The sequence below is a fragment of the Nocardioides sp. 616 genome, assembly GCF_002930065.1.
Taxonomy (GTDB): Bacteria; Actinomycetota; Actinomycetes; order Propionibacteriales; family Nocardioidaceae; genus Nocardioides; species Nocardioides houyundeii.
Genome location: NZ_POAG01000001.1, coordinates 19,880 through 45,939, shown reverse-complemented (window position 1 = coordinate 45,939; position 26,060 = coordinate 19,880). Strand labels below are relative to the sequence as shown.

The 26,060-nt window shown below is 69.4% G+C and carries 25 protein-coding genes and 2 tRNA genes; 18 read left to right on the top strand and 9 right to left on the bottom strand.

Features of this window, described 5'->3' with window-relative positions; all coding sequences use genetic code 11:
* Window positions 1-18: 18 nt before the first annotated feature.
* From C5H89_RS00235 to trxA, 5 genes are all read left to right on the top strand, one after another.
* On the top strand, window positions 19-1,914 hold the full coding sequence (locus C5H89_RS00235) for a protein kinase family protein (RefSeq protein ID WP_104105106.1): 1,896 nt from the start codon (window positions 19-21) through the stop codon (window positions 1,912-1,914).
* Complete coding sequence (gene sigM / locus C5H89_RS00230; protein WP_104105105.1) at window positions 1,911-2,666, top strand: RNA polymerase sigma factor SigM; 756 nt, start codon at window positions 1,911-1,913, stop codon at window positions 2,664-2,666. Before C5H89_RS00235 ends, sigM begins: the two co-directional genes overlap by 4 nt.
* Entirely contained in the window at window positions 2,663-3,367 is a 705-nt protein-coding gene (locus C5H89_RS00225; protein WP_104105104.1) for a hypothetical protein, read from the top strand. The genes sigM and C5H89_RS00225 overlap by 4 nt, the downstream gene beginning before the upstream one ends.
* A gap of 108 nt (window positions 3,368-3,475) precedes the next feature.
* Window positions 3,476-4,486, top strand: a complete 1,011-nt coding sequence (gene trxB / locus C5H89_RS00220) for a thioredoxin-disulfide reductase (protein ID WP_104105103.1) — start codon at window positions 3,476-3,478, stop codon at window positions 4,484-4,486.
* 101 nt (window positions 4,487-4,587) lie between these two features.
* A complete protein-coding gene (gene trxA / locus C5H89_RS00215; protein ID WP_101525933.1) occupies window positions 4,588-4,911 on the top strand; it encodes a thioredoxin in 324 nt (107 codons plus the stop codon).
* Here the strand turns inward: trxA and C5H89_RS00210 are convergent.
* Window positions 4,886-5,545 carry a GNAT family N-acetyltransferase gene (locus C5H89_RS00210; protein ID WP_104105102.1) on the bottom strand — a complete coding sequence of 220 codons (660 nt, stop codon included), beginning with the start codon at window positions 5,543-5,545 and terminating at the stop codon, window positions 4,886-4,888. The genes trxA and C5H89_RS00210 overlap by 26 nt on opposite strands.
* An 88-nt stretch (window positions 5,546-5,633) precedes the next feature.
* Here C5H89_RS00210 and C5H89_RS00205 point away from each other — a divergent pair, with 88 nt between their 5' ends.
* Entirely contained in the window at window positions 5,634-6,848 is a 1,215-nt protein-coding gene (locus tag C5H89_RS00205; protein WP_104105101.1) for a pyridoxal phosphate-dependent aminotransferase, read from the top strand.
* A gap of 55 nt (window positions 6,849-6,903) precedes the next feature.
* A complete protein-coding gene (locus tag C5H89_RS00200; RefSeq protein WP_104105100.1) occupies window positions 6,904-7,689 on the top strand; it encodes a lysophospholipid acyltransferase family protein in 786 nt (261 codons plus the stop codon).
* Window positions 7,690-7,929: 240 nt separating this feature from the next.
* Here C5H89_RS00200 and C5H89_RS00195 read toward each other — a convergent pair whose 3' ends face one another.
* The 8 genes from C5H89_RS00195 to rpmH all read right to left on the bottom strand — a co-directional run bounded on the left by C5H89_RS00195 (window position 7,930) and on the right by rpmH (window position 13,518).
* The gene (locus C5H89_RS00195) at window positions 7,930-9,006 is read right to left on the bottom strand and encodes a ParB/RepB/Spo0J family partition protein (RefSeq protein ID WP_104105099.1); all 1,077 of its coding nucleotides are present in this window, start codon (window positions 9,004-9,006) and stop codon (window positions 7,930-7,932) included.
* On the bottom strand, window positions 9,003-10,319 hold the full coding sequence (locus C5H89_RS19535) for a ParA family protein (protein WP_345840631.1): 1,317 nt from the start codon (window positions 10,317-10,319) through the stop codon (window positions 9,003-9,005). The genes C5H89_RS00195 and C5H89_RS19535 overlap by 4 nt, the downstream gene beginning before the upstream one ends.
* A gap of 78 nt (window positions 10,320-10,397) precedes the next feature.
* A complete protein-coding gene (rsmG, locus tag C5H89_RS00185; protein ID WP_240181613.1) occupies window positions 10,398-11,093 on the bottom strand; it encodes a 16S rRNA (guanine(527)-N(7))-methyltransferase RsmG in 696 nt (231 codons plus the stop codon).
* Between the two features lie 80 nt (window positions 11,094-11,173).
* Window positions 11,174-11,629: a R3H domain-containing nucleic acid-binding protein gene (locus tag C5H89_RS18650; protein ID WP_240181621.1), complete on the bottom strand. Its 456-nt coding sequence runs from the start codon at window positions 11,627-11,629 to the stop codon at window positions 11,174-11,176.
* A gap of 151 nt (window positions 11,630-11,780) precedes the next feature.
* Entirely contained in the window at window positions 11,781-12,743 is a 963-nt protein-coding gene (yidC, locus tag C5H89_RS00175; RefSeq protein ID WP_104105097.1) for a membrane protein insertase YidC, read from the bottom strand.
* Entirely contained in the window at window positions 12,744-12,992 is a 249-nt protein-coding gene (gene yidD / locus C5H89_RS00170; protein ID WP_104105096.1) for a membrane protein insertion efficiency factor YidD, read from the bottom strand.
* Window positions 12,989-13,342 (bottom strand): ribonuclease P protein component, encoded by a 354-nt coding sequence (gene rnpA / locus C5H89_RS00165; RefSeq protein ID WP_104105095.1) that lies wholly within the window; start codon window positions 13,340-13,342, stop codon window positions 12,989-12,991. The genes yidD and rnpA overlap by 4 nt, the downstream gene beginning before the upstream one ends.
* Before the next feature lie 38 nt (window positions 13,343-13,380).
* Window positions 13,381-13,518: a 50S ribosomal protein L34 gene (gene rpmH, locus C5H89_RS00160; protein WP_104105094.1), complete on the bottom strand. Its 138-nt coding sequence runs from the start codon at window positions 13,516-13,518 to the stop codon at window positions 13,381-13,383.
* 506 nt (window positions 13,519-14,024) lie between these two features.
* On the opposite strand from rpmH, the gene dnaA reads away from it, so the two are divergent.
* The 11 genes from dnaA to C5H89_RS00110 all read left to right on the top strand — a co-directional run bounded on the left by dnaA (window position 14,025) and on the right by C5H89_RS00110 (window position 25,944).
* Window positions 14,025-15,470, top strand: a complete 1,446-nt coding sequence (gene dnaA / locus C5H89_RS00155; RefSeq protein WP_104105093.1) for a chromosomal replication initiator protein DnaA — start codon at window positions 14,025-14,027, stop codon at window positions 15,468-15,470.
* Window positions 15,471-15,888: 418 nt separating this feature from the next.
* On the top strand, window positions 15,889-17,013 hold the full coding sequence (gene dnaN / locus C5H89_RS00150; RefSeq protein ID WP_104105092.1) for a DNA polymerase III subunit beta: 1,125 nt from the start codon (window positions 15,889-15,891) through the stop codon (window positions 17,011-17,013).
* Window positions 17,014-17,054: 41 nt separating this feature from the next.
* The gene (gnd, locus tag C5H89_RS00145) at window positions 17,055-18,029 is read left to right on the top strand and encodes a phosphogluconate dehydrogenase (NAD(+)-dependent, decarboxylating) (RefSeq protein WP_104105091.1); all 975 of its coding nucleotides are present in this window, start codon (window positions 17,055-17,057) and stop codon (window positions 18,027-18,029) included.
* A gap of 12 nt (window positions 18,030-18,041) precedes the next feature.
* The gene (recF, locus tag C5H89_RS00140) at window positions 18,042-19,202 is read left to right on the top strand and encodes a DNA replication/repair protein RecF (RefSeq protein WP_104105090.1); all 1,161 of its coding nucleotides are present in this window, start codon (window positions 18,042-18,044) and stop codon (window positions 19,200-19,202) included.
* A complete protein-coding gene (locus C5H89_RS00135; protein WP_104105089.1) occupies window positions 19,195-19,755 on the top strand; it encodes a DciA family protein in 561 nt (186 codons plus the stop codon). The genes recF and C5H89_RS00135 overlap by 8 nt, the downstream gene beginning before the upstream one ends.
* Before the next feature lie 336 nt (window positions 19,756-20,091).
* Complete coding sequence (gyrB, locus tag C5H89_RS00130; protein WP_104105168.1) at window positions 20,092-22,164, top strand: DNA topoisomerase (ATP-hydrolyzing) subunit B; 2,073 nt, start codon at window positions 20,092-20,094, stop codon at window positions 22,162-22,164.
* 57 nt (window positions 22,165-22,221) lie between these two features.
* Complete coding sequence (gyrA, locus tag C5H89_RS00125; protein ID WP_104105088.1) at window positions 22,222-25,002, top strand: DNA gyrase subunit A; 2,781 nt, start codon at window positions 22,222-22,224, stop codon at window positions 25,000-25,002.
* Complete coding sequence (locus C5H89_RS00120) at window positions 25,002-25,526, top strand: DUF3566 domain-containing protein (protein ID WP_104105087.1); 525 nt, start codon at window positions 25,002-25,004, stop codon at window positions 25,524-25,526. The genes gyrA and C5H89_RS00120 overlap by 1 nt, the downstream gene beginning before the upstream one ends.
* An 84-nt stretch (window positions 25,527-25,610) precedes the next feature.
* Window positions 25,611-25,687, top strand: a tRNA-Ile gene (locus C5H89_RS00115).
* A 34-nt stretch (window positions 25,688-25,721) separates the two neighbouring features.
* Window positions 25,722-25,847, top strand: a complete 126-nt coding sequence (locus C5H89_RS19235; RefSeq protein WP_240181612.1) for a DLW-39 family protein — start codon at window positions 25,722-25,724, stop codon at window positions 25,845-25,847.
* A 24-nt stretch (window positions 25,848-25,871) separates the two neighbouring features.
* Window positions 25,872-25,944 (top strand) — tRNA-Ala (locus C5H89_RS00110).
* Window positions 25,945-26,060 lie beyond the last annotated feature (116 nt).

The window sequence follows — 26,060 nt, the reverse complement described above, 5'->3', positions numbered from 1 at the left end:
CCCTGCGACTGGAGGACCGTGCCCGCGTCGATCCACGCCGGTGACCTCCTTGCCGGCCGCTACCGGATGGTCGACCTGCTCAACGAGACCGAGGGCGGGTGGTTCTGGTGCGCCCACGACGAGGTGCTGCAGCGCCAGGTGGCGGTGCACCTGATCGCGGCCGGCGACGACCGCGAGCCGGCGTTGATGGACGCGGCACGTCGCTCCGCGGCCCTGGTGGACCGGCGCAACCTGAGGGTGCTGGACGCCGACCGGGACGACCGGGTCTGCTTCGTGGTCAACGAGTGGGGATCGGGTGAGTCCCTGGACAACATGCTCGCCCAGCAGGGCCCGCTCTCGCCGCGACGAGCCGCGTGGCTGGTGGCCGAGGTGGCCGACACCCTGGCCGTGGCTCACGCCGCGGGCAAGGCCCACGGTCGGCTGATCCCCGAGAACGTCCTGGTCGACGAGAACGGACAGGTCCGGGTGATCGGCTTCGCCGTCGACGCCGCCCTCCATGCCCTGCCGCCGCACCGCATCGCCGAGGACGTCATCGACCTCGCGGCCCTGCTGTACGCCGCCCTGACCGGCAAGTGGCCCAGTCGTACGTCGACCCGCGTTGACCCCGCGCCGCAGGTGGCCGGACACCCCCTGCGCCCCCGCCAGGTGCGCGCCGGGATCCCCCGTCCGCTCGACGTGCTGTGTGAGGTGGTGCTGTCGTCGGCCGACGACGGGCGCCCGAGCGGACTGCCCGCGGGCCTGAGCGGTCTGGGGCACCGGGGCACCCACGACCTCACCAGCGCGGCCGGGATCCGCGACGCGCTGGAGGAGTTCCTCGGCGCAGCGGCGACCGGCATGCTGCCGGTGACAGGTCTCGCGGCGCAGCAGGCGCAGCAGGCGCAGGGCCAGCCCCCGAGCCCTGCTGTGCCGCAGGGACCGGAGCACACCGCAGGCCCGTCGACCAACGGCGCCGCGCACCCCCAGCCCTCGCCCGCCGGCATCACCGAGCTCCCGACCGAGGCCGGGATGCCGGTCTTCCACGACGGGGACCAGGACGTGGAGTGGCTCCGGGCTCGCGCCCACCGCCCCGCGCCGCCTCCTCCCTTCGACACCCCCGCCGAGCGTCCCCTCTTCGCCCCTGACCCGGGCGAGGGCGAACCCGCCCGGCGCCCCCGTGCGCCGCGCCCCGCGCCCGAGGGCGGGCAGTACTGGCCCTGGGACACCTCCCCGGGTCAGGGCACCGGTCAGGGCACCGGTCACGGCACCGGTCACGGCACGGGTCACGGGCTGACCGGGAGCGGTTCCGGCGTGCTGCGCCCGGTCCCGCCGGCCGAGGTGCCGGGTCGGGGCTGGTTGCGGCTGGCCATGCTGGTCGGCTTCGCGGCACTGGTGCTGCTGATCGTGGTCGCGGCCTACCAGCTGGGAGGCATGAGTGGCCTGGGTGGGGACGACGACTCGGATGACGACTCGACCGCGAAGCAGGAGACCTCGTTGTCCGCCCTGACCGGTCTGGTCGCCGACGACTTCGACCCCCAGGGCGACCCTCAGGAGGAGTACCCCGAGCTGGCGCCCCTGGCCGTCGACGGCGACCAGGCCACCCGGTGGCGCACCAGCACCTACGACCAGCAGTTCGGCCCCGGGGGTCTCAAGACGGGTGTGGGACTGGTGCTGGACCTCGGCAAGCCGCAGGCGGTGGGCGAGGTGGCGATCAGCGTGGTCGGTGGCAGCACCGACGCCCAGGTCTACGTCACCGACACCGCCCCCACCTCCCTCGAGGGCCTCGCACCGGCTGGGACGGGCTCGGATCCTGAGACCATCACCATCACCCTCGACCCCGAGGTGACCGGACAGTTCGTGACCGTGTGGCTCACCGCTCTCCCGGAGGCGGCGGGCGGGTTCCGCGGGGAGATCGCCGAGGTCGAGGTCCGGGGGTGACATCGCGGAGCGGCAGTCGCCGCTCGGACTCCGACCTGCTGGCCGCTCACGTGGCGGGAGACCCTGACGCCTTCGGTGAGCTCTTCGCCCGGCACCGGGATCGACTCTGGGCGGTCGCCCTGAGGACCATGGGCAACCCCACCGACGCCGCGGACGGGCTGCAGGACGGCATGGTCGCGGCGTTCCGCCGGGCGGCCTCCTTCCGGGGCGAGGCCGCGGTGACCACCTGGTTGCACCGCGTCGTGGTCAACGCCTGCCTGGACCGGATCCGGGCGGCCAAGGTGCGGGCCACCACCGCGCTGCCCGACGACCTGGAGGAGCACGCGGCACGAGGGAGCCTGGCCTCGGCCCACGCGGTGGACCCGGTGGACTCCGTCCTCGACCAGGAACGGCGGCAGCTGGTCCTCGATGCCCTAGCCCAGCTGCACCAGGACCAGCGGGCCGCCCTGGTCCTGGTGGACATGGAGGGGTTCGGCATCTCGGAGGTCGCGCTGATCCTGGGCTGCGCGGAGGGGACGGTGAAGTCCCGCTGCTCACGAGGCCGGGCCAGGCTGGCCACGCTGCTCGGCCCCCTCCTGGGTCCGGGCGGCCCACCGACAGGGGACGGCCCGGAACCCACGGGCACCGCCCGGCGTCCCACCCCGGGGGCGCTGGCGCCCGACGCGCCGTCCGCCCCAACGTCCACGCCGGCGTCCACCCCAGCCGAACACCCGAGCAAGAGCCGATCAGGACCCGAGGAGGTGCACCCATGACCGACGATCCCGACCCCCAGGCCCGCCCCGTCCCCGACGACGGCGAGCACGACGCCGTACGTCGGCTGCTCGCCGCGTCGCGGGTGACCGCGGGCGTCCCGGACGCGGTCACCGCGCGGCTGGACGAGACGCTGGCCGGGCTGGTCGCGGAGCGCCCGACGACCGGTGGCGAGCCCGGGGATGACCCCACGGAGCGCCCGTCCCAGGCCCAGGTCGTGCCCTTGCCCCATCGACGGCGTCGGGTGCTGGCCTGGTCGGTGGCAGCGGCGGCCGCCGTCGTCGTCGGCGGGGTGGCCGTGGGGTCGCTGCCCACCCTGGACGGCAGCGAGAACGACATGGCGACCTCCGACGCCGGGCCGTCGCTCGACGACGGAGCAGGCGCGCTTGCGACGGACCCCGAGGCGGGCCAGGACCAGCGCGGCGAATCCCCCGCCCCGTTCACCGGTGCCGCCGCCCTGAGCAGCGACTCCCTGGAGCGCGACCTGGTGCTGCTGCGCGCCGCAGGTCAGCCGCAGCCGGCCAAGCGGCTGGCGGCCATGGACTGCCTGCCACCGGCGCAGGGTGAACGGTTCCTGGTGAGCCTGGACGGCGTCGCGGCGGTGGCTGTGCTCGGGCCGGTCCGAGGCGATCAGCAGCGGGCCCGGGTCTACTGGTGCGAGTCGGACCGCCCGGTGGCCTCGGCGCTGCTTCCCGCCCCCTGAGCCGGGCCGCGAGGGGAACAACCCTGACCTACCATCGGTTCCATATCTCGTGGGACGCCCGGCGCCCCAGGATCCTGAACTCCGACCCTTGAGGGAGTGCACCGCGCAATGAGCGACACCCAGACCCGCAACGTCATCATCATCGGCTCCGGCCCGTCCGGATACACCGCAGCCGTGTATGCCGCCCGGGCCGCTTTGGAGCCGCTCGTCCTGGAGGGCTCCGTGACCGCCGGCGGCGCCCTGATGAACACCACCGAGGTCGAGAACTTCCCCGGTTTCCGCGAGGGCATCATGGGCCCGGCGCTGATGGACGAGATGCGGGCGCAGGCTGAGCGCTTCGGCGCCGAGCTGGTCCCCGACGACGCGATCGAGGTCGACCTCACCGGCGACGTCAAGGTCGTGAAGACCGCTGACACCACCTACACCGCCCGCTCCGTGATCCTCGCCACCGGCTCCGGCTACCGCAAGCTCGGCCTCCCCCGTGAGGAGGAGCTCTCCGGACGGGGCGTCTCCTGGTGCGCGACCTGCGACGGCTTCTTCTTCCGTGATCAGGAGATCGCCGTCGTCGGTGGTGGTGACTCCGCGATCGAGGAGGCGACCTTCCTGACCCGGTTCGCCTCCAAGGTCTACCTGATCCACCGTCGCGACGAGCTCCGTGCCTCCAAGATCATGCAGGAGCGCGCGCTGGCCGACCCCAAGCTCGAGATGGTCTGGAACTCCGAGATCGCCGAGATCAACGGCGCCGACCGGCTCGAGTCGGTCACCCTGCGCGACACCGTCACCGGCGAGCAGCGACCGTTGGCCGTCACCGGCCTGTTCATCGCGATCGGTCACGACCCCCGCTCAGAGCTGCTGACCGGCCAGGTGGACCTGGACGACGACGGCTACGTGGTGGTGAACCACCCGTTCACCGCGACCAACGTCGCCGGCGTCTTCGCGGCCGGCGACCTGGTCGACCACCACTACCGCCAGGCCATCACCGCCGCCGGCACCGGCTGCGCGGCCGCCCTGGACGCCGAGCGCTACATCGCCATGCTCGACCACGCCGCCTCCATCGCGGGGTCCGCGGAGGAGACCGCGGAGGTCGTGGCGGAGGAGATCCAGCCCGCCGACGCCTGAGCGGCGCTCCACCCGCGAGGGGGGAACAATCTGTCCCCCCTGCCGTGTTCACTTGACCAGAGCATCCCTGCACCACCCTCCGCCCCGGAAGGAACCACCACATGTCCAACATGCCCGCAGTGACCGACGCCGAGTTCGAGACCCAGGTCCTCAAGTCCGACAAGCCCGTCCTGGTGGACTTCTGGGCGGAGTGGTGCGGCCCGTGCCGCCAGGTCGGTCCCATCCTGGACGAGATCGCCGGCGCCCACGGCGACAAGATGACCTTCCTGAAGATGAACGTCGACGAGAACCCCGTCACCCCGGCCAGCTACCGCGTGACCGGCATCCCGACGATCAACGTCTACCAGGGTGGCGAGGTCGTGAAGTCCATCGTGGGTGCGCGCCCCAAGGCCGCGATCCTCAAGGAGCTCGCGGACCTGATCTGAGGCTCCCCTTCGCCTGAGGCTTCAGCCTCTGCGGCGACAACGCCGGGCGCACGGCACCGTACAGGCGCTCCACGGCCAGCTCGACCTCGCTCTTCCAGGTCCGGGTGGTTCGGAGCTCCATCCGCATCCGCGGCACGGTGCGGTGCGCCCGCTGCGTCTTGAAGCCCACCGCTCCCAGGAACTCAACGGGCAGCAGGCACGAGCCGGGCTGGGGCCGGTTCCGGCCGAAGGCCTCCACCGCCACGGTCTCGCGGAGCACCAGGTCCCGGGCCATGCCCTGGATCAGCATCCGGCCCAGGCCCTGCCCCCGGAACGCCTCCGCGACGTACAGCTTGGCCAGCACTACCGCATCCTGCGAGGGGGGCGCCGTGGGCAGGGCGGCCAGCCCCGGCAGGTACCACGGCGGGGCGTAGACGGCCGCTCCCACCGGTACGCCGTCCACCAGGACGGCGCGCCCGCACGAACCCCACTCCCGCAGCACGCCGGAGAGCCACGCCTCCACCTCGGCCGCCTCCTGGCCCGCCTCGACGCGGGAGATCGCCACGGCGTCGAGCTGCCAGCGCAGGCAGGTGCGCAGGTGCTCGTCGAGCTGGGCGAGATGGTCCACCGTCAGCCGGACGACCTTGCGAGACATCGCTTCTGCTCCCTTCCGCCGCACTCTGCCTGACCGAGCCTCGACATATCCATGCTAGGGGTGGTGGGCCCGGTGAGAGGATGCACGCGTGCGCCCCATCAAACAGAGCAAGAAGCTCCGCGGAGTCCGGTACGACGTACGAGGCCCGATCCTCGTGGAGGCCCAGCGCCTGGAGGCTGAGGGGCACCGGATCCTGAAGCTCAACATCGGCAACACCGCACCCTTCGGCTTCGAGGCGCCCGAGGCAATCCTCGCCGACATGATCCACCACCTGCCGGACGCCCAGGGCTACAGCGACAGCCAGGGCATCTACTCCGCGCGGACCGCGGTGATGAACTACTACCAGTCCCACGGGCTGCGGGAGGTCGGCGTCGAAGACATCTTCATCGGCAACGGCGTCTCCGAGCTGATCTCGATGGTGCTGCAGGCGTTCGTCGACGACGGCAACGAGATCCTGGTGCCCGCCCCGGACTACCCGCTGTGGACCGGCGCGGTCACCCTGGCCGGCGGCACGCCGGTGCACTACCGGTGCGACGAGGAGAACGACTGGAACCCCGATCTGGCCGACATGGAGGCCAAGATCACCGAGAACACGTTCGGGATGGTCATCATCAACCCGAACAACCCCACCGGTGCGGTCTACACCGAGGAGACGGTCAAGGCGATGGTCGACATCGCCCGCCGGCACGAGCTGGTGATCTTCTCCGACGAGATCTACGAGAAGATCCTCTTCGAGGACGCCGTCCACCACCACACCGCGACGTACGCCGGCAACGACGTGCTGACGCTGACCTTCAGCGGCCTCTCCAAGGCCTACCGGGTCTGCGGCTACCGCGCCGGCTGGGTGATGATCTCGGGTCCCAAGGAGCTCGCCTCGGACTTCCTCGAAGGTCTCACCCTGATCGCCAACATGCGGATGTGCGCCAACGTGCCGGCCCAGCACGCGATCCAGACCGCCCTGGGCGGCTATCAGTCGATCGAGGAGCTCATCGGTCCCGGTGGGCGGTTCTACGAGCAGTCGATGCTGGCCCACCGCCTCCTCAACGAGATCCCCGGGGTGAGCAACGTGAAGCCGCGGGGTGCTCTGTACTGCTTCCCCCGGCTGGACCCCGAGGTCTACGACATCACCGACGACGAGAAGTTCGTCATCGACCTGCTCCGTGCCAAGAAGATCCTGGTCACCCACGGCAGCGGGTTCAACTGGCCCACCCCCGACCACTTCCGGCTGGTGACCCTGCCCGACACCGACGTGCTGGAGGAGGCCATCGGGCGCATTGCCGACTTCCTCGCCACCCGTCGCTGACGCCCCTGCTCTAGGCTGCTGCAGCCCTTCCCCTCGACCCCAGGAGCCCTCCCACATGCGGGACATCAGCTATCCCCCGATCATCATGACCGCCAAGGCCGGCTTCCGCCTGCTGGGCCAGTCGTTCGACATCAAGGGGACCGAGCACATCCCGGCCGAGGGAGGGGCGCTGCTGGCCTACAACCACATCGGCTACCTCGACTTCATCTACGGCGGCTTGGCCGCCCACATGGCCGAGCGCAGCCGCCTGGTGCGGTTCATGGCCAAGAAGGAGGTCTTCGACCATCCTGTGGGCGGGCCGGTGATGCGCTCGATGCACCACATCGCGGTGGACCGTGGCGAGGGCATGTCCTCCTTCCGGGAGGCGGTCCGCTACCTCAAGGCCGGTGAGCTGGTCGGGATCTTCCCCGAGGCCACCATCTCCCGGGCGCTGGAGCTCAAGGAGTTCAAGAACGGCGCGGTGCGGATCGCCGCGGACGCCGGGGTGCCGCTCGTGCCGATCACGCTGTGGGGCACCCAGCGCATCTTCACCAAGGACCACCCGCGCGACTTCTCGCGGGGACGCAGCATCACCATCACGGTCGGCGAGCCGCTGCACCCGACCGGTGCGGACCCGGCAGCCGAGACTGCCGAGCTGCACGCGGTGATGTCGGCCCTGCTCGACGAGACGATCGCCCGCCATCCCGCCGAGGAGCAGCCCCCCGGCTCCTGGTGGCTGCCGGCACGCCACGGCGGTTCCGCTCCCACCCTGGAGCGTGCGGCGGAGCTGGACGAGCAGGAGAAGCGGGAGCGGGCCCAGCGCCGGGCTGCAGCTCGCAAGGCATCCGGTGCCAACAAGTAGCTGAACCGGTTCGCCGATAAAGCGCTTTGTCGACAAAGTGTTTTATCCCTTTGTCGGGTAATAGCCCCTGAAGTGGCGGCTCTGCTCGCTCTGAGGGCTCTCCGAGGGCTCTCCTAGGGCAATTCTCAGCGCTCCAGGGCGATCTGAGCGGGGCCAGTAGCACCCTGACTCGGCTCAGAATCGTTCTGGGAGAACTCCGAAGGCGCCCCCACCCCCTCAGAATCGTCCTGGGAGGCTCCCTCAGATGGGACGATCGTCCCGGTTGCGCGGATCCATCACGTCGACGATGCGGCGCAGGTCCTCCATGGACGCGAACTCGACGGTGATCTTGCCCTTGGACTTGCCCAGGTCCACCTTCACCCTGGTCTCGAACCGGTCACCGAGCCGACTCGCCAGCTCGGTCAGGCCGGGGGCGACGGGACGGTTGCGCCGTGGGGCACGCTCGGGACGGGTGGGATCGCCCAGGGACACGATCTCCTCGAGGGCCCGGACACTGATGCCCTCGGCCACCACCCGCTGGGCGAGGCGGTCCTGCTGCTCACCGTCGTGCACACCCAGCAGCGCACGTGCGTGTCCGGCCGACAGGACTCCGGCCGCCACGCGGCGCTGCACTGCGGGACTCAGATTGAGCAGCCGCAACGTGTTGCTGATCTGAGGGCGGGACCGACCGATGCGCTGGGCCAGCTCCTCGTGGGTGCAGCCGAAGTCCTCCAGGAGCTGACCGTAGGCGGCCGCCTCCTCCAGGGGGTTGAGCTGGGAGCGGTGCAGGTTCTCCAGGAGGGCATCCCGGAGCATGTCCGAGTCGTCGGTCTCCCGCACGATCGCCGGAATGAGCTCCAGACCGGCCTGTTGAGCCGCGCGCCAGCGGCGTTCGCCCATGATGAGCTCGTACGAGCCCGGCTCCGTCTCGCGGACCACCACCGGCTGGAGCAGGCCCACCTCGGTGATCGAGTGGACCAGCTCGCTCAGAGCCTCTTCCTCGAAGACCTGGCGCGGCTGCCACTGGTTGGGCCGCACGGCCCCGATGGGCAGCTCCTTGAAGTAGGCACCCGATGCGGCCAAGGGAGGCTCGTCGGCCCCCGAGGCGGGGGAGGAGGGGACAACCGAGACCGGTTGATCGTCAGCGATGCCCTCAGCCACGCCCACCAACTGCGGAGCTGCAGCCGAAACTCTCGAATCCAGGCCCCCAGCGAACGGATCTGCCCCGTGCGCGGTTTCAAAGTCCTGCTCGGGGGGCTGCTGGGCCGCCGGAGCCGTAGGAATCAGGGCTCCCAGACCACGACCGAGGCCTCGGCGGGGGGACTTGGGGTTGCTCATGCGGCGGGTGCTCCCTTGACGGCGATCTCGCGGGCTGCCTCCAGATAGCTGAGGGCGCCCGGTGAACCCGGATCGTAGGTCATCACAGTCTGACCGTACGACGGCGCCTCGGAGACCCGGACCGAGCGCGGCACCATCGTCTTCAGCACGGTGCTCCCGAAGTGCTCGCGCACCTCCTCCGCCACGCCGGCGGCGAGTCGCGTGCGAGCGTCGTACATCGTGATCAGGATCGTGGTGACGTCGAGCCGCGGGTTGAGGTGCGCCTTGACCATCGCCACCGTCTCAAGCAGCTGTCCCAGCCCTTCGAGTGCGTAGTACTCGGCCTGGATCGGGATCATCATCTCCGCGCCCGCAACCAGGGCGTTGAGAGTCAGCAGGCCCAGCGACGGCGGGCAGTCGATGAAGACGTAGTCGAAGCGTTCATCGCCGATCGTGCTGTCTCCTACCAGGGGATGAGCCTGGATGGCCTTGTGCAGCCGGTTCTCGCGAGCCACCACGCTGACCAGCTCGATCTCCGCCCCCGCGAGATCGATCGTGGCCGGACAGACCACCAGGTTGGGCAGCTCGGGACAAGGCGCGGTGATGTCGGCCAGGGCAGCGCCGTCCACCAGCAGGTCGTACGTCGACGGAACGCCACGGTGATGGTCGATGTTGAGCGCGGTCGAGGCGTTGCCCTGGGGATCCAGGTCGATCACCAGCACTCGCTGCCCCAGTTGCGCCATCGCCGCCGCCAGGTTCACGGTGCTGGTGGTCTTGCCGACTCCGCCCTTCTGGTTTGCCACCACCATCACGCGGGTGTGATCCGGGCGGGCGGGTTGCTGGCGACCCAGGGCGCCCTGGCGAGCCATCACCACATGCTCGGCCGCCCGGGCCAGCGGGGTGCTGTTGTCGTAGGCCGTGGTGTCCTGCTCCGCGATCTGCGCCGCGGTGCGGAAGCCCGTTCCACGTGAAACATTCGATCCGGTCGTCGCAGAGGGTTCTTGGGGCGAGGTCACTGGCGAAGAGCTCCCGGTGTCTGAGGGATGGGGCACGGGCGGGGTGCTGAGCAGCACATCGACCAGGTGGTTCGACGTTTCACGTGAAACAGGGTTTCTGTCGGAGAACTTCGACGCGGAGGCCGGAACTGGCGACAGCGACGTTTCACGTGAAACACGCCCAGCCGTGGCGTCGCCGCGCTCCTCCCCAACATCCCCAGCGAAATCCCCAGCCTGTGGATAACTCCGCCCGATCTGTGGAGAGTCACGCTCAGGGGACCCTCCTGGACCGGTGGATAACTCTGGCCGGCCTGGAGCCGTCAGGTCACCATCGTTCACGCCAGACCCCTTCGCGCTGCATGTCCAGCGGGCACAGCGTCCGCCTTCACTTCACTGTCTCCGCCGTACGGAGCTGATTCACGAGCCGCCGTGCGGCCCGGCACGCCGAGCACGAGTGCTCTTCCGTTTACCCGGCTTGCCGCCGCGGCGAACCGGTCGCAACGTTAGCGTGCTCGGATCAGCCCACGAAACCCGTACCGCGAAGGTAGGCGGGCTGTCCCCGACGCCGGGCAGGTGGAGCACCTCCGGCTCCGCGCATCCAAACGCTGTCAGCGTCGCGGCAGCCGCGGAGACCTCGTCTGCCACGGAGGACCCCTTGAGCGCCAGCAGAGCTCCTTGAGCGGCCACGAGGGGCATCGACCACTCCAGGAGCCGCCCCAGGGGTGCCACAGCCCGTGAGGTCACCAGGTCGAAGGACCGTGACCCGTGCAGGGCATCCGCCCGAGCCCGCACCACCTCGACGTTGTCGAGGTTCAGCTCGCCCACGACCTCGGACAGGAACGTGGTGCGGCGCAGCAGGGGCTCGACGAGCGTGACAGTCAGCTCCGGGCGCTGGATCGCCAAGACCAGGCCGGGGAGCCCGGCGCCGGATCCGATGTCACACACGGTGCGCACCTCGGGCCCCACGGCGCTGCTCAGCACCGCCGAGTTCAGCAGGTGCCGGTCCCAGAGGCGGGGAACCTCCCGGGGGCCGATCAGTCCCCGGACCACGCCGTCCGTGGCCAGGCGACCGGCGTACGCCTGCAACAGCGGGAGGCGCTCGGACGCGAACACCCCCCGAGCCACCTCGGGCATCGGGGGCAAGGGGGGTGGCTCCGCGGACGACGCCGCGGTTTCACGTGAAACCAATGCGTTCACTCGGGGAGGATCACCACGTAGCGGCTCGGCTCCGCGCCTTCGGACTCCGAGACCAGCCCGGCCGCCGTCACGGCGTCGTGGACCACCTTGCGCTCGAAGGAGCTCATCGGCTCCAGCTCGACACGCTGCCCCGAGGCCCGGACCTCGGAGATCAACGTGGCGGCAAGCGCCTCCAGCTCCTCGCGCTTCTGGGCCCGGTAGCCGGAGATGTCCAGCATCAGCCGGGACCGCTCGCCCGTCTCGCGGTAGACGGCGAGCCGCGTCAGCTCCTGCAGGGCCTCGAGCACCTGTCCCTCGCGCCCCACCAGCATCGACAGGTCGGCACCCACCACGGAGACCGACGCGCGGTCACCGTCCACGTCCATGTCGAGGTCCCCGTCCAGGTCCGCGATGTCGAGCAGCTCCTCGAGGTAGTCAGCCGCGATGTCGCCCTCGGCCTCCAGCCGCTCCACCTTGCTCGGCCGCGTCGGGCCGTCGGACTGCTCCCGGACGTCGGCAAGCGTCTCGTCGACTGCGTCACCGGGCTGCACGTCGTTCTGGTTCTCGCTCACGCGGGTCTCCTGCTGGGTAGGGATGGCGGCCTCGCGGCGCCGACAGTGGGGGTCAGCGCTTCTTGCGCTGAGACTTCGTCTGACGCTTGGGTTGCTGCCTGGGCGCCGGGCGCTGGATCGGCTCGTGGATCTCCTGAGCCGCCTCCGCCTCGGTGGCGACGGGCGACGTGCCCTTGCGCACCGCCTTGGCCTTGTCCCGCTCCACCTTGGCCGCGAAGGCCGGCGTCCCCGGGGCGGGGTTGTTGCGGATCACGTAGAACTGCTGGCCCATGGTCCACAGGTTCGACGTCGTCCAGTAGAGGAGCACACCGATCGGGAAGGCGATACCACCGACGGCGAAGACGACGGGGAGCACGTAGAGGAGCATCTTCTGCTGCTGGGCGTAGGGCCCCGACAGCGCGTCAGCGGGCATGTTCTTGCTCATCAGCTGACGCTGGGTCAAGAAGGTGGTGGCCGTCATGGCCAGCACCAGCACGGCCGCGAACGCCATGACGGCGACCGAGCCGTCAGCCTGCAGGAAGGTGTCGGCGAGGGGGACGCGGCCGAACAGCTCGGCCTGCCCGAAGTCCCTGGCGAGCTCCTCGGTGAGGACGCCGTGCGACTTGCCCTTCTTGGCGGCCTGGTCGAGCAGCCGGAAGAGCGCCAGGAAGATCGGCATCTGCAGCAGGATCGGCAGGCAGGAGGCGAAGGGGTTGGTCCCCGCCTCCTTGTAGAGCGCCATCGTCTCCTGGGCGAGGCGCTCCCGGTCATGCCCGTACTTCTTCTGCAGCTCCTTGACCTTGGGCTGGATCAGCTGCATGTTCCGGCTGGACTTGATCTGCTTGACGAACAGCGGGATCAGGGCGGCCCGGATCACCAGCGTCAGGCCCACGATGGACAGCGCCCACGCGGCACCACCCTGCGGGTCGAGCCCCACGTTGCTCAGGAGGGTGTGGAAACCCACCAGCACCACCGAGATGATGTAGTACAGCGGCGTCATGATGGCGCCGCCGATGTCACCGAAGAAGTCGAGCACTCAAGCTCCTTGAGTCGGAGTGGGGTTCACGGAGGTGCGAGGAGGAACGGGGTCGTAGCCCCCAGGAGACCACGGGTGGCAGCGCACCAGCCGCCGTACTGCCAACCAGCTGCCCTTGATACTGCCGTACTCCCGAACTGCGTCCAGGGCGTACGCCGAACAGGTCGGGTGATAACGGCAGACCTGGCCGTACAGGGGACTGATGAACGCCCGGTACAGACGCAGCAGGCCGATCAGGAGGTACTTCACGTGCCGCTCCGAGCCCCGAGCACGCGATCGAGCCCTCGGCTCAGGTCGCGACCCAGGTCGGCGTACGACGTCTGGGCCGCGGCGGGTAGGGCACGTACCACGAGCACACCACGACCCGGGAGCTCCGTGAGGTGCTCTCGGGTCAGGTTGCGAAGACGACGCTTCACGAGGTTGCGGGCCACGGCGTTGCCGACGGCCTTGCTCACGACAAAACCGATCTGGACCGGTGCCGGACCGTCCTCGGCGGCGTGCCAGTGGACGACCAACGACCGGGAGCCGGCACGGCGACCTGCGCGGACCGCACTCCTGAAGCCCTCACCACGAGTAAGACGCGCGGAGCGGGGGAGCACGACGCAGGCCGCAGAAGTCGGTTCGTCGTGGGCAGGCGTCAGACTGCCAGTTCCTTGCGCCCCTTGCGGCGGCGCGCGGAAAGGATGGCGCGGCCGGCGCGGGTGCGCATGCGCAGGCGGAAACCGTGCACCTTGTGACGGCGGCGGTTGTTCGGCTGGTACGTACGCTTGCTCACGAAATTCTCCGATGTTGTCTCTGTGCGGGTGTCCACTCCGGCGGGGATGTCCTGCGCCAAACTTCGGCAGGCACCGCCCCCCCACGGCACACACCCTTGGACTGGCGTGAATTTCCGTGGACGTGCGGCACCGGTCGACCACGAGCGGACGTCGGGCGACCTTGCAACGGTACGCGCTGACCAGATTCAGGGTCAAACCAGCGCGGATCGTCATCCACAGGGACCATACCCAGCCTGTGGATGACGTCTTGCTCCCAGGCTTCGGCGCTTGTTACCTTGCGACGGCCAGAGGGTGTCTCGACGCCCTCCTCGCGTGATGATCAGGCTCCCCCGGAGCTTGGGCGCGGACTCCGCAAAACCTGCTCTGACCAGCGGAAACAGCGTTGTGAGGGAATTCGGTCCCCCTGGCCAGCATGAAGACCTCCCCAATAAGGGGCAAGATGCACAACCTGTGGATAAAGTTGTGGACTGACACTCGGCCACGACCGCCATGACGAGGGGAACACGTGGAGAACGACCCGGTCGACCTCAGCACGGTCTGGCGCAGCGTCGTCGACCAGCTCCAGCCCAACCAACGGGCCTGGTTGCGCGCGAGTGAGCCCGTCACCCTGCACGAGAGCACCGCGATCATCGCCGTGCCCAACGACTTCACCCGGGGCCAGCTCGAAGGGCGCCTCCGCGCCCAGCTGGAGGACTCCCTCAGTGACCGCTTCCGCCGCGAGATCCGGATCGCCGTCACGGTGAACCCCGCGCTCGACGACCAAGTGGGACCGCCGGTGCACACACCGCCTGACGAGTCGATCAGGCCACAAACCGATATGTCGACAAATCGGTGGGACATCTCCAACGTCGTGGAGCTGCCGCAGCAGCACTTCGACTCCGACCGTCGCGACCACCCCAGCGGCACGAGCGCGATGGAGACCCGGCTCAACCCCAAGTACACCTTCGAGACCTTCGTCATCGGCTCGTCCAACCGGTTCCCCCACGCCGCGGCGGTGGCGGTGGCCGAGGCGCCGGGCAAGGCGTACAACCCGCTGCTGATCTACGGAGAGTCCGGCCTGGGCAAGACGCACCTGCTGCACGCGATCGGCCACTACGTCCGCAGCCTCTACAGCGGCGCCAAGGTGCGCTACGTCTCCAGCGAGGAGTTCACCAACGAGTTCATCAACGCGATCCGCGACGACCGACAGGACCGGTTCAAGCGGCGCTACCGCGACGTGGACGTGCTGCTGATCGACGACATCCAGTTCCTCGAGGGCAAGACGCAGACGCAGGAGGAGTTCTTCCACACCTTCAACACGCTGCACAACGCCAACAAGCAGATCGTGCTGACCTCCGACCGTCCCCCCAAGCTGCTCGAGGCGCTCGAGGACCGGCTGCGCAACCGGTTCGAGTGGGGCCTGATCACCGACGTCCAGGCTCCCGACCTCGAGACCCGGATCGCGATCCTGCGCAAGAAGGCGGCGATGGACCGGCTCACCGCACCGCCGGACGTGCTGGAGTTCATCGCCTCCAAGATCCAGACCAACATCCGCGAGCTCGAGGGCGCCCTCATCCGGGTGACGGCCTTCGCCAACCTCAACCGCCAGGAGGTCGACATGACCCTGGCCGAGATCGTGCTCAAGGACCTCATCCCCGAGGGCGGCGAGCCGGAGATCACCTCACCGCTCATCATCGCCCAGACCGCGGCGTACTTCGGGGTCAGCATCGACGACCTCACCGGCCCCAGCCGCGGACGCCACCTGGTGCTCGCCCGCCAGATCTCCATGTACCTGTGCCGCGAGCTCACCAGCATGTCGCTGCCGCAGATCGGCAAGGAGTTCGGCCGGGACCACACCACGGTGATGTACGCAGACCGCAAGATCAACCAGCTGCTCGCCGAGCGTCGGGCGGTCTTCAACCAGGTCAGCGAGCTCACCAACCGCATCAAGATGCAGGCCAGGGCGAGCTGAACGAGTGCGGATTCTTGTGGTTCCCACCCTGTTGAACCACCTGTGGTCAAAGGCCACGATTCCTCCACAGGCCTGTGCACTCACGGGGCGAGTCACCCGGAGCCCATCGCCGGCCCCACAGCCCGCACCAGTGCCTGCACACTCCCTCCACAGGACAGAATTGCGAACAAATCCGCGTTGACCTGCGAAAACACCGGTTATCCACAGTTTGCACAACCCCTATGACAACCACTCACCTATCCATGTCATCGATTCCTCACAACCATCACTTCGCCGCCAACCTGGGGATGACACCCGAAATCCCGGCTCCGAGGTGTTACTGGCCGAGGGTCGCTCCGGACACCTCGGGGACACCGGGACCGGTGGCATGGCAGGATTCGGCTCCACGCAGTCGAATAACAAGATCCGGAGGAACGAAGTGAAGTTCCGCGTCGAACGCGACGTCTTCGCCGACGCCGTCGCCTGGGCTGCACGCAGCCTCCCTGTGCGCCCCAGTGCTCCCGTGCTCGCGGGGCTCCTGATCGAGGCGAGCGACGACGGCCTGGTCCTGTCGTCCTTCGACTACGAGACCTCCGCCCGTGCCGAGCTGCGCGCCGAGGTTTCCGACGACGGCCGGGTCCTGGTCAGCGGACGGCTGCTGGCCGACATCTGCCGCAGCCTCCCCCACAAGCCGGTCGACTGCGAGGTCACCGGCAACAAGCTGGAGATCAAGTGCGGCTCCGGTCGCTTCAGCCTCCAGACCATGCCCGTCGAGGACTACCCCACCCTGCCGGTCGTGCCCCCGCCCAGCGGTGTGGTCAAGGGCGACGAGTTCGCCCGGGCGGTCTCCCAGGCCGTGACCGCCGCCGGCCGCGACGACATGCTCCCGGTCCTGACCGGGGTCCGCATCGAGATCGAGGGCGACTCGATGTCGCTGCTGGCCACCGACCGGTTCCGGCTCTCGCACCGTGAGCTGACCTGGCGCCCCAACGCCACCGACGCGTCGCTGGCCGCACTGGTGCCGGCCAAGGTGCTCAGCGACACCGCCAAGACGCTGAGCGGGGACGTCACCATCTCGATCTCCCCAGCCGGCGGCGACGGCATCATCGGCTTCGAGGGCTCCGGCAGCGACGGCGTACGCCGCACCACGACCCGGCTGCTGGACGGGGAGTTCCCCAAGGTCCGCAGCCTCTTCCCCGCCGAGCACCTGACCGTGGCGACGGTCAACCGCCAGGAGCTCATCGACACCGTCAAGCGGGTCGCCCTGGTGGCCGAGCGCAACACCGCGGTGCAGATGAAGTTCGCCGACGGCGAGGTCGTGCTCGACTCCCAGTCCGGGGACGAGGCCCAGGCCACCGAGGCGATCGAGGCGGAGATCACCGGTGAGGAGGTCGTCACGGGCTTCAACCCGACGTACCTGCTCGACGGGCTCACCGCCCTGGACGGCGAGAAGGTCAACCTGTCCTTCACCCAGGCCACCAAGCCGGTGGTCATCTCCAGCACCGACGCCGGCGACCACAGCGCCTTCCGTTACCTGCTGATGCCGAGGAGACTCCTGTCGTAGGGGTCGACGGCGACCACCACCCACGAACAGGAGCAGCGCGCATGGAGATCGGACTCGTCGGCCTCGGCAAGATGGGCGGCAACATGCGGGAGCGGCTCCGTCGTGGGGGCCACACCGTGATCGGCTACGACCGGGACCCGGGAGTCAGCGACGTGGCGTCGCTGGCCGAGCTGGTCGAGAAGCTGCCCTCCCCCAAGGTCGTGTGGGTGATGGTGCCCGCGGGCGGCCCCACCCGGGAGACCGTCGGGCAGCTGCGGGACCTGCTGGGGGCCGGCGACGTGGTCGTCGACGGCGGCAACTCGCGCTGGACCGACGACCTCGAGCACGCCGCCTCCCTCGCCGAGCGCGAGATCGGCTACGTCGACTGCGGTGTCTCCGGGGGTGTCTGGGGCCTGGAGAACGGCTACGCCCTGATGTACGGCGGATCCGGAGAGGACGTCGCCAAGGTGCAGCCGGCCTTCGACGCCCTCAAGCCCGAGGGCGAGTTCGGCGCGGTCCACGCGGGCAAGGTCGGCGCCGGCCACTTCTCCAAGATGGTCCACAACGGCATCGAGTACGCGATCATGCAGAGCTACGCCGAGGGCTGGGAGCTCCTGGAGAAGGTCGACATGGTCGAGAACGTGACCGAGGTCTTCCGCTCCTGGCGCGAGGGCACCGTGATCCGCTCCTGGCTGCTGGACCTGCTGGTGGCCGCCCTCGACGAGCAGCCCGGCCTGGTGGGGATCCGCGGCTACGCCGAGGACTCCGGCGAGGGCCGCTGGACCGTCGAGGCCGGCATCGAGCACGCGGTGGCGACCCCGGCGATCACCGCCGCGCTCTACGCCCGGTTCGTCTCCCGCCAGGACGACAGCCCCGCGATGAAGGCGATCGCCGCCATGCGCAACCAGTTCGGTGGCCACGCCATGCAGACCGAGGCGCCCAAAGGCGGCGACGTCGAGGGCAAGCACGACCCCGAGATCAGCAAGACCTCCGAGCAGGCCGGTGCCGGCAGCGCGACCGAGACCGGCGAGAGCTAGACAAGAGGCTTCGTGCACGTCTCGCACCTCGCGCTCCACGACTTCCGCTCGTACGCCGACATCGACGTCGAGCTGGCTCCGGGCGCCACGGCCTTCATCGGTCGCAACGGCCAGGGCAAGACCAACCTGGTGGAGGCGATCGACTACCTGTCTCGGCTCGGGTCCCACCGGGTGGCCAGCGACGCTCCCCTGGTCCGCTCCGGCAGCGACCAGGCGCTGGTGCGCGCCATCGTGGTCAAGGACGGGCGCGCCGCCACCCTCGAGGTCGAGCTCAACCCCGGGCGCGCCAACCGGGCCCGGATCAACAGGTCGCACCTCCCCCGGCCGCGCGAGATCCTGGGCCTGGTGCGGACGGTGGTCTTCTCCCCCGACGACCTGACCCTGGTCAAGGGCGACCCGAGCGACCGGCGGCGCTTCCTCGACGACCTGCTGGTGCTGCGTACCCCGCGGCTGGCCGGCACGAGGGCGGAGTACGACCGGATCCTGCGCCAGCGCAACTCGCTGCTCAAGACCGCCGGGAGCGCGCGCCGCGGTGGACCCTCGGCGGAGGCTGCGCTCTCCACCCTGTCGGTGTGGGACACCCACCTGTCCCAGGTGGGCGCGGAGCTGCTGGCCCAGCGCATCGCCCTGGTGCAGGCGCTGGCGCCGTACGTCGGCAAGGCCTACGAGGCGGTGGCCCGTGGGGCGTCCCGCGACGACGCCGAGGTGGAGTACAAGCCCAGCTTCGACCTGGGCAGCCCGGCGGAGGCCGCGGCGCTGAGCCGTCCCGACCTGGAGCAGGCACTGCTCGCCGAGCTGGAGCGGCGCCGGCGCGACGAGCTGGACCGGGGCATCTCCCTGGTCGGCCCGCACCGCGACGAGCTGGTGCTGACGCTGGGCAACGGCGACCTGCGGCTGCCGGTCAAGGGGTACGCCTCGCACGGTGAGTCCTGGTCGTTCGCGCTGGCGCTCAAGCTGGCCTCCTACGACCTGCTGCGCAACGACGGCGACGACCCGATCCTGATCCTCGACGACGTCTTCGCCGAGCTGGACACCGGTCGCCGGCAGCAGCTGGCCGAGCTGGTGGCCGGCGCGGAGCAGGTGCTGGTGACGGCCGCGGTGGAGGCTGACGTCCCCGAGGCACTGGCCGGGGTGCGGTTCCACGTGGCCGACGGCGAGGTACGCCGTGGCTGAGGAGGAGCGCCCCGACGACGCAGCCCCGCAGCGGCGCGACGACGGCCTGGACCTGGCCCGCTCCGCAGCCCGCGCCGCGGCCCGGATCCCGGGTCAGCCGGCGCGCCGCAAGGGCTCGGGGAAGGGGTCCGGCACCGGCAGCAGCGGCGAGTTCCGGCGCCGGGTCCGTCCCCGCAGCTCCGGCGCGCACCCCGACGATCGGGACCCCCAGCTGCTGGGCAGCGCCCTGGACCGCCTGGTCACCAACCACGGCTGGGCCTTCGACCTGCAGGTGCAGGGGGTCTTCGCCCGGTGGTCGGAGCTGGTGGGCGCCGAGGTCGGCGCGCACTGCACCCCGGAGACGCTGACCGAGGGCAAGCTCGTGGTCCGCACCGACTCCACGGCCTGGGCGACCCAGCTGCGGATGCTGGCGCCCACCGTCGTACGTCGGCTCAACGAGGAGCTGGGCGACGGGACCGTGGCGATCATCGAGGTCCTGGGCCCCAATCTCCCCTCGTGGAAGAAGGGGCTGCGCTCCACGCGTGGCCGGGGTCCGCGCGACACCTACGGCTGAGGCTGGGATCGGCGATATGCCGATCCGGGCCACCCCAGGACGTACAGGGAGTCATCCAAGCCCCTGGAAAGGCCGCGAAATGCCTCCGGAGGGCCTCACGGGGGACGTTTGATCCCCAGATCGCTCCCCTCAGGGGACGAGAAGCATGGTCTAGGGCCTCAGGACCGCTAAACTGGCCTCTGGGTCGCGTGCTCCACGAAGGTCGCGACCCTCTCCGTGTCGAGGTGCCCCCGCGGGGGCTGTGGAAGAAGGCTTTGCGTGAGCGCTGAGAACCCCGTCGAAGACCAGAGCACGACCCACTCCGCCGACACCGGGAGCAGCAGCACCGACAGCGCACTGGCCAACCACGTCTCTCCGGGCGAGTCCGGCAACGGAGGGTACGACGCCTCCGCGATCCAGGTCCTCGAGGGCCTCGAGGCGGTCCGCAAGCGCCCCGGCATGTACATCGGCTCCACCGGCGAGCGCGGTCTGCACCACCTGATCTGGGAGGTCGTGGACAACTCCGTCGACGAGTCGCTCGCCGGCTACTGCGACCGGATCGTGCTGACCCTGCAGGACGACGGCGGGGTCCGGGTCGAGGACAACGGGCGCGGCATCCCCACCGACATCCACCCCACCGAGGGCATCCCGGCGGTCACCATGGCGCTGACCATGCTGCACGCCGGCGGCAAGTTCGGCGGGGGCGGCTACAAGGTCTCCGGTGGTCTGCACGGGGTCGGCATCTCGGTGGTGAACGCGCTGTCGCGCAAGGTCATCGTAGAGGTCAAGAACCGGGGCCACCTGTGGCGCCAGACCTTCAGCATCGGCGTACCGGACGGCGACCTGGAGCAGGTCCGTGCCCTCGAGCCCGGCGAGCGCACCGGCACCACGATCACCTACTACGCCTCGGAGGAGATCTTCGAGACCACCGAGTACAACCTCGAGACGATCACCAACCGGATCCGTGAGATGGCCTTCCTCAACAAGGGCCTGGAGATCGTGATCCGGGACGAGCGCGCCTCCGCCGACGAGGTGGTCGACGCCGTCGAGGACGAGACCGTCGCGCCCGAGGTCGAGGGCACCGGGGACGACGCCATCTCCCGTGGCGAGGGTGGCGGCATCGAGCGCACCTTCAAGTACGACCGCGGCCTGGTCGACTACGTCGCCTACCTCAACCGGCGCAAGGAGAAGGCCAACCCGACGATCATCTCCTTCGAGGCCGAGACGCCGGAGTCGAAGGAGAACCACATGAGCCTCGAGCTCGCGATGCAGTGGAACACCTCCTTCACCGAGTCGGTGCACACCTTCGCCAACACCATCAACACCCACGAGGGCGGCACCCACGAGGAGGGCTTCCGCGCGGCCCTCACCACCCTGGTCAACAGCTGGGGCGAGGAGTGGGGCCTGATCAAGAAGAAGGAGGACCGGGTCTCCGGCGACGACATCCGCGAGGGCCTGACCGCCATCATCTCGATCAAGCTGGGCGAGCCGCAGTTCGAGGGCCAGACCAAGACCAAGCTGGGCAACACCGAGGCCAAGGGCTTCACCCAGCGCATCGTCAACGACCAGCTGGGCGCCTGGCTGGAGCAGAACCCCGCCGAGGGCAAGGAGATCGTGCGCAAGGCCCAGGCTGCCGCGCACGCCCGGATCGCCGCCCGCAAGGCCCGCGACCTGGCCCGCAACCGCAAGGGACTGCTCGGCGGCGGCGGCCTGCCCGGCAAGCTGGCCGACTGCCAGTCGACCAACCCGCGCGAGTGCGAGGTCTTCATCGTCGAGGGTGACTCCGCCGGCGGCTCCGCCAAGCAGGGACGCGACCCTCGGGTCCAGGCCATCCTGCCGATCCGCGGCAAGATCCTCAACGTCGAGAAGGCCCGCATCGACAAGGTGCTGGGCAACGCCGAGGTCCAGGCGATCATCTCGGCGCTGGGCACCGGCATCCACGAGGAGTTCAGCCTCGAGAAGCTGCGCTACCACAAGATCGTGCTGATGGCCGACGCCGACGTAGACGGCCACCACATCAACACGCTGCTGCTGACGCTGCTGTTCCGCTTCATGAAGCCGCTGATCGAGCACGGCTACGTCTACATGGCGCAGCCGCCGCTGTACCGGCTGCGCTGGAACAAGCCGCACGCGCACGACTTCGTCTACAACGACGCCGAGCGCGACGCGGTGATGCGCGACGGGCTGGAGTCCGGCAAGAAGCTGCCCAAGGAGAACCCGGTGCAGCGCTACAAGGGTCTGGGCGAGATGAACGCCGACGAGCTGTGGGAGACCACGATGGACCCCACCCAGCGGCTGATGCTCCAGGTCACCCTGGACGACGCGGCCCAGGCCGACGAGATCTTCTCCATCCTGATGGGCGAGGACGTGGAGCAGCGTCGTTCCTTCATCCAGCGCAACGCCAAGGACGTCCGATTCCTCGATATCTAGGTCTCTAACGAAATCCCTAGATTTGAGTAGATCAACCGATCAAGAGAGACGAACTCAGTGACTGACACTCCCACGGGCGGCACCACCATCCACGGCGGCGGCGACGACAACGGCCGCATCCAGCCGATCGAGCTGCAGACCTCGATGCAGCGCTCCTACATCGACTACGCGATGGCGGTCATCGTCGGCCGGGCGCTGCCCGACGTGCGGGACGGGCTCAAGCCGGTGCACCGCCGGGTGCTCTACGCGATGTACGACGGCGGCTACCGGCCCGACCGCGGGTTCTCCAAGTGCAGCCGCGTGGTCGGTGACGTGATGGGTCAGTACCACCCGCACGGCGACACCGCGATCTACGACACCCTGGTCCGGCTGGCCCAGCCCTGGGTGATGCGCGCCCCGCTGGTCAACGGCCAGGGAAACTTCGGCTCCCCGGGCAACGACCCCGCGGCCGCCATGCGATACACCGAGTGCCGGATGGCGCCTCTTGCCCTGGAGATGGTCCGGGACATCGAAGAGGACACGGTCAACTTCCAGCCCAACTACGACGGGCGCTCGCAGGAGCCGACGATCCTGCCGGCCCGCTTCCCCAACCTGCTGGTCAACGGCTCGGCGGGCATCGCGGTCGGCATGGCCACCAGCATCCCGCCGCACAACCTGCGCGAGGTGGCCGAGGGTGCCATCTGGGCGCTCGAGCACCCCGAGGCCTCCCGCGAGGAGCTCCAGGACGCCCTGATCGAGCGGATCAAGGGCCCGGACTTCCCGATGGGCGCGATGATCGTCGGTCGCGAGGGCATCGAGCAGACCTACCGCACCGGTCGCGGCTCGGTCACCCAGCGCGCGGTGATCGAGGTCGACGAGGACGCCAAGGGCCGCACCTCGCTGGTCATCACCCAGCTGCCCTACATGGTCAACCCGGACAACCTGGCGCTCAAGATCGCCGAGCTCGCCGACAACGGCCGGGTCCAGGGCATCTCCGACGTCAAGGACAACACCTCCTCGCGCACCGGCCAGCAGCTGGTCATCGTGCTCAAGCGCGACGCGGTCGCCCGGGTGGTGCTCAACAACCTGCTCAAGCACACCGAGCTCCAGTCCAACTTCAGCGCCAACATGCTGGCCCTGGTGGACGGGGTCCCGCGCACGCTCACGATCGACCAGTTCATCAGCCACTGGGTGACCCACCAGATCGAGGTCATCCAGCGCAGGACCCGCTTCCGGCTGCGCAAGGCCGAGGCGGACGCGCACATCTGGCGCGGCCTGGTCAAGGCCCTGGACATGCTCGACGAGGTCATCGCCCTGATCCGCCGCTCCCCCGACGTCAACGAGGCCCGCACCGGCCTGATCGCGCTGCTCGACGTCGACGAGCTGCAGGCCGACGCCATCCTCGGGATGCAGCTGCGCCGGCTGGCCGCCCTGGAGCGGCAGAAGATCATCGACCACCTGGCCGACCTCGAGGTCATCATCGCCGACCTCAAGGACATCCTCGGCGACGAGGTCCGGCAGCGCCAGATCATCATCGACGAGCTGACCGAGATCGTCGACAAGTACGGCCAGGAGCGGCGTACCCAGATCATCGCCGCGGACGGCGACCTCTCCATGGAGGACCTGATCCCCGACGAGGACCTGGTCGTCTCCATCACCCGCGGCGGCTACGCCAAGCGGACCAAGGCCGACCAGTACCGCACCCAGAAGCGCGGTGGCAAGGGCGTGCGCGGCGCGACGCTGCGCGGGGACGACGTGGTGGAGCACTTCATCTCCACCACCAACCACCACTGGCTGCTCTTCTTCACCACCGCCGGCCGGGTCTACCGGACCAAGGCCTACAACCTGCCCGAGGCACAGCGTGACGCCAAGGGCGGTCACGTGGCCGGGCTGCTGTCGTTCCAGCCGGACGAGTCGATCGCCCAGGTGCTGGCCATCCGCGACTACGACCAGGCGCCGTACCTGGTGCTGGCGACCCGGCAGGGCCTGGTCAAGAAGACCCGCCTGGCTGACTACAACTCGCCCCGCCAGGCCGGCGTCATCGCGATCAACTTCCGCAGCGACGACGACGAGCTGATCGGTGCCGAGCTGGTCGGCCCCGACGACCACATCCTGCTGGTCTCCCGCAAGGGCCAAGCGGTGCGGTTCCGCGCCGACGACGCCCAGCTGCGTCCCATGGGTCGAGCCACCGGCGGCGTCACCGGCATGAAGTTCCGCGAGGGTGACTCGCTGCTCTCGATGTCGGTGATCCGAGCGGCGCAGGTCGCGGCCGAGGAGGCAGCGGAGGAGGCGGCCGAGGAGGCCGCCGAGGCCGGGGCACCCAACCCGGCCGAGATCGGCCAGGAGGCCGGCGAGGAGGCCGGGCAGGAGGTCGCCGGACCGTACTTCGGGCTCAAGCCGCAGTACGTCTTCACGATCACCGACGGCGGCTTCGCCAAGCGGACCCCGATCACCGAGTACCGCCTGCAGTCGCGTGGCGGGATCGGCATCAAGGCGATGGCCCTGGCCAACCCGGACCGCGGTCAGCTGGTCGGTGCGTTCATCGTCGAGGACGGTGACGAGATCCTCTCGATCACCGCGGCCGGCCAGGTCGTGCGCAGCCCCATCAACGAGAACTTCCGCCCGACGGGCCGCTCGACCATGGGGGTCAAGTTCGTCTCCCCCAAGGGCAAGGACTCCGTCGCTGTCGTCGCCCGCTCGATCGAAGCGCGCGAGGATGCGACAATCGATGACGACGAAGCGGCCCAGGACGAGAATGGGGACGCGATCGAGACCGTCGACCAGCCGGGTGAGGGCGTCGAGGACAGTGGCACCGAAGCCCCGGACAGTGACCCCGAAGCTGCGGAGAGTGATGACTGATGACCGAGAGGGCCGCCCCGCGCAACCGGGGTCCTGAGGACACCGTGGCGCGTCCGGCGCTGCCTGGACGGATCGGACAGAAGCTCTCCATGGCGGCGGAGGAGCATCGAGACACCGCCGCCATGCAGAAGTCCACCGTGGGCAAGAAGCAGCCGCGCAGGGCCCGGCTGCGGCTCACCCGGGTGGACCCCTGGTCGGTGATGAAGGCGTCGTTCCTGCTGTCGGTGGCGTTCGGCATCGTCACCTTCGTGGCCGTCTTCATGGTCTGGTCGGTGCTGGGCGCGGCGGGGGTGTGGGACTCCATCAACGCCACCGTGGCCAGCGTGGTCGAGGGCGACGACGCCAGCACCTTCGACGTCACCAACTACGTCGGGATGTCCCGGGTGCTCGGCTTCACGCTGCTGGTCTCGGTCATCGACGTGATCCTGCTGACCGCCATCGCCACCCTGGGCGCGTTCCTCTACAACATGGCTGCGGCCCTGCTCGGCGGCGTGGAAGTCACCCTCGCCGAGGACGCCAGGTAGGCGTTTTGTTCGCCAGGATCAGCATCAGGTAGTGTTCCCCGCGGTCGCGCTTCGCGCGCTGACCATCCCGGCTAGTCCGGGGGAGGGCCTATAGCTCAGACGGTTAGAGCGCTTCCCTGATAAGGAAGAGGTCACAGGTTCAAGTCCTGTTAGGCCCACCACCGAAGTATGTCTGCCACGAGGTAAGGGATTCCCATGAAGAAGCTTCTGCTGCTCGCCCTTGCCGCCGCCGGCGCCGCCCTCGCCAAGAAGAAGATGGACGAGGGCAAGGCCGAGCAGGCCCTGTGGGCAGAGGCCACCGACAAGGTCGGCAAGGCCTGACCACCACCTGACCATCCTGGTCACGGGGCCTTGGCGCAATTGGTAGCGCACCTGCTTTGCAAGCAGGGGGTTAGGGGTTCGAGTCCCCTAGGCTCCACTGAAAGGCCTGGGGGCTCCACCCCGGGCCTTTCTTCATTTTCGGGGCATTCTCGGGCCCGTGAGTCCGTTCTCCCGCTAGCCTCCCCTCACTGTGGGCGGGGGAAGGCGGCGCCG

What these genes read in the sequence shown, in the direction of transcription:
- C5H89_RS00225 (WP_104105104.1), top strand. Translation starts at nt 2,663, where the DNA reads ATGACCGACGATCCCGACCCCCAGGCCCGCCCCGTCCCCGACGACGGC.
- trxB (WP_104105103.1), top strand. Translation starts at nt 3,476, where the DNA reads ATGAGCGACACCCAGACCCGCAACGTCATCATCATCGGCTCCGGCCCG.
- trxA (WP_101525933.1), top strand. Translation starts at nt 4,588, where the DNA reads ATGTCCAACATGCCCGCAGTGACCGACGCCGAGTTCGAGACCCAGGTC.
- C5H89_RS00210 (WP_104105102.1), bottom strand. Translation starts at nt 5,545, where the DNA reads ATGTCTCGCAAGGTCGTCCGGCTGACGGTGGACCATCTCGCCCAGCTC.
- C5H89_RS00200 (WP_104105100.1), top strand. Translation starts at nt 6,904, where the DNA reads ATGCGGGACATCAGCTATCCCCCGATCATCATGACCGCCAAGGCCGGC.
- C5H89_RS00195 (WP_104105099.1), bottom strand. Translation starts at nt 9,006, where the DNA reads ATGAGCAACCCCAAGTCCCCCCGCCGAGGCCTCGGTCGTGGTCTGGGA.
- gnd (WP_104105091.1), top strand. Translation starts at nt 17,055, where the DNA reads ATGGAGATCGGACTCGTCGGCCTCGGCAAGATGGGCGGCAACATGCGG.
- C5H89_RS00120 (WP_104105087.1), top strand. Translation starts at nt 25,002, where the DNA reads ATGACCGAGAGGGCCGCCCCGCGCAACCGGGGTCCTGAGGACACCGTG.
- C5H89_RS19235 (WP_240181612.1), top strand. Translation starts at nt 25,722, where the DNA reads ATGAAGAAGCTTCTGCTGCTCGCCCTTGCCGCCGCCGGCGCCGCCCTC.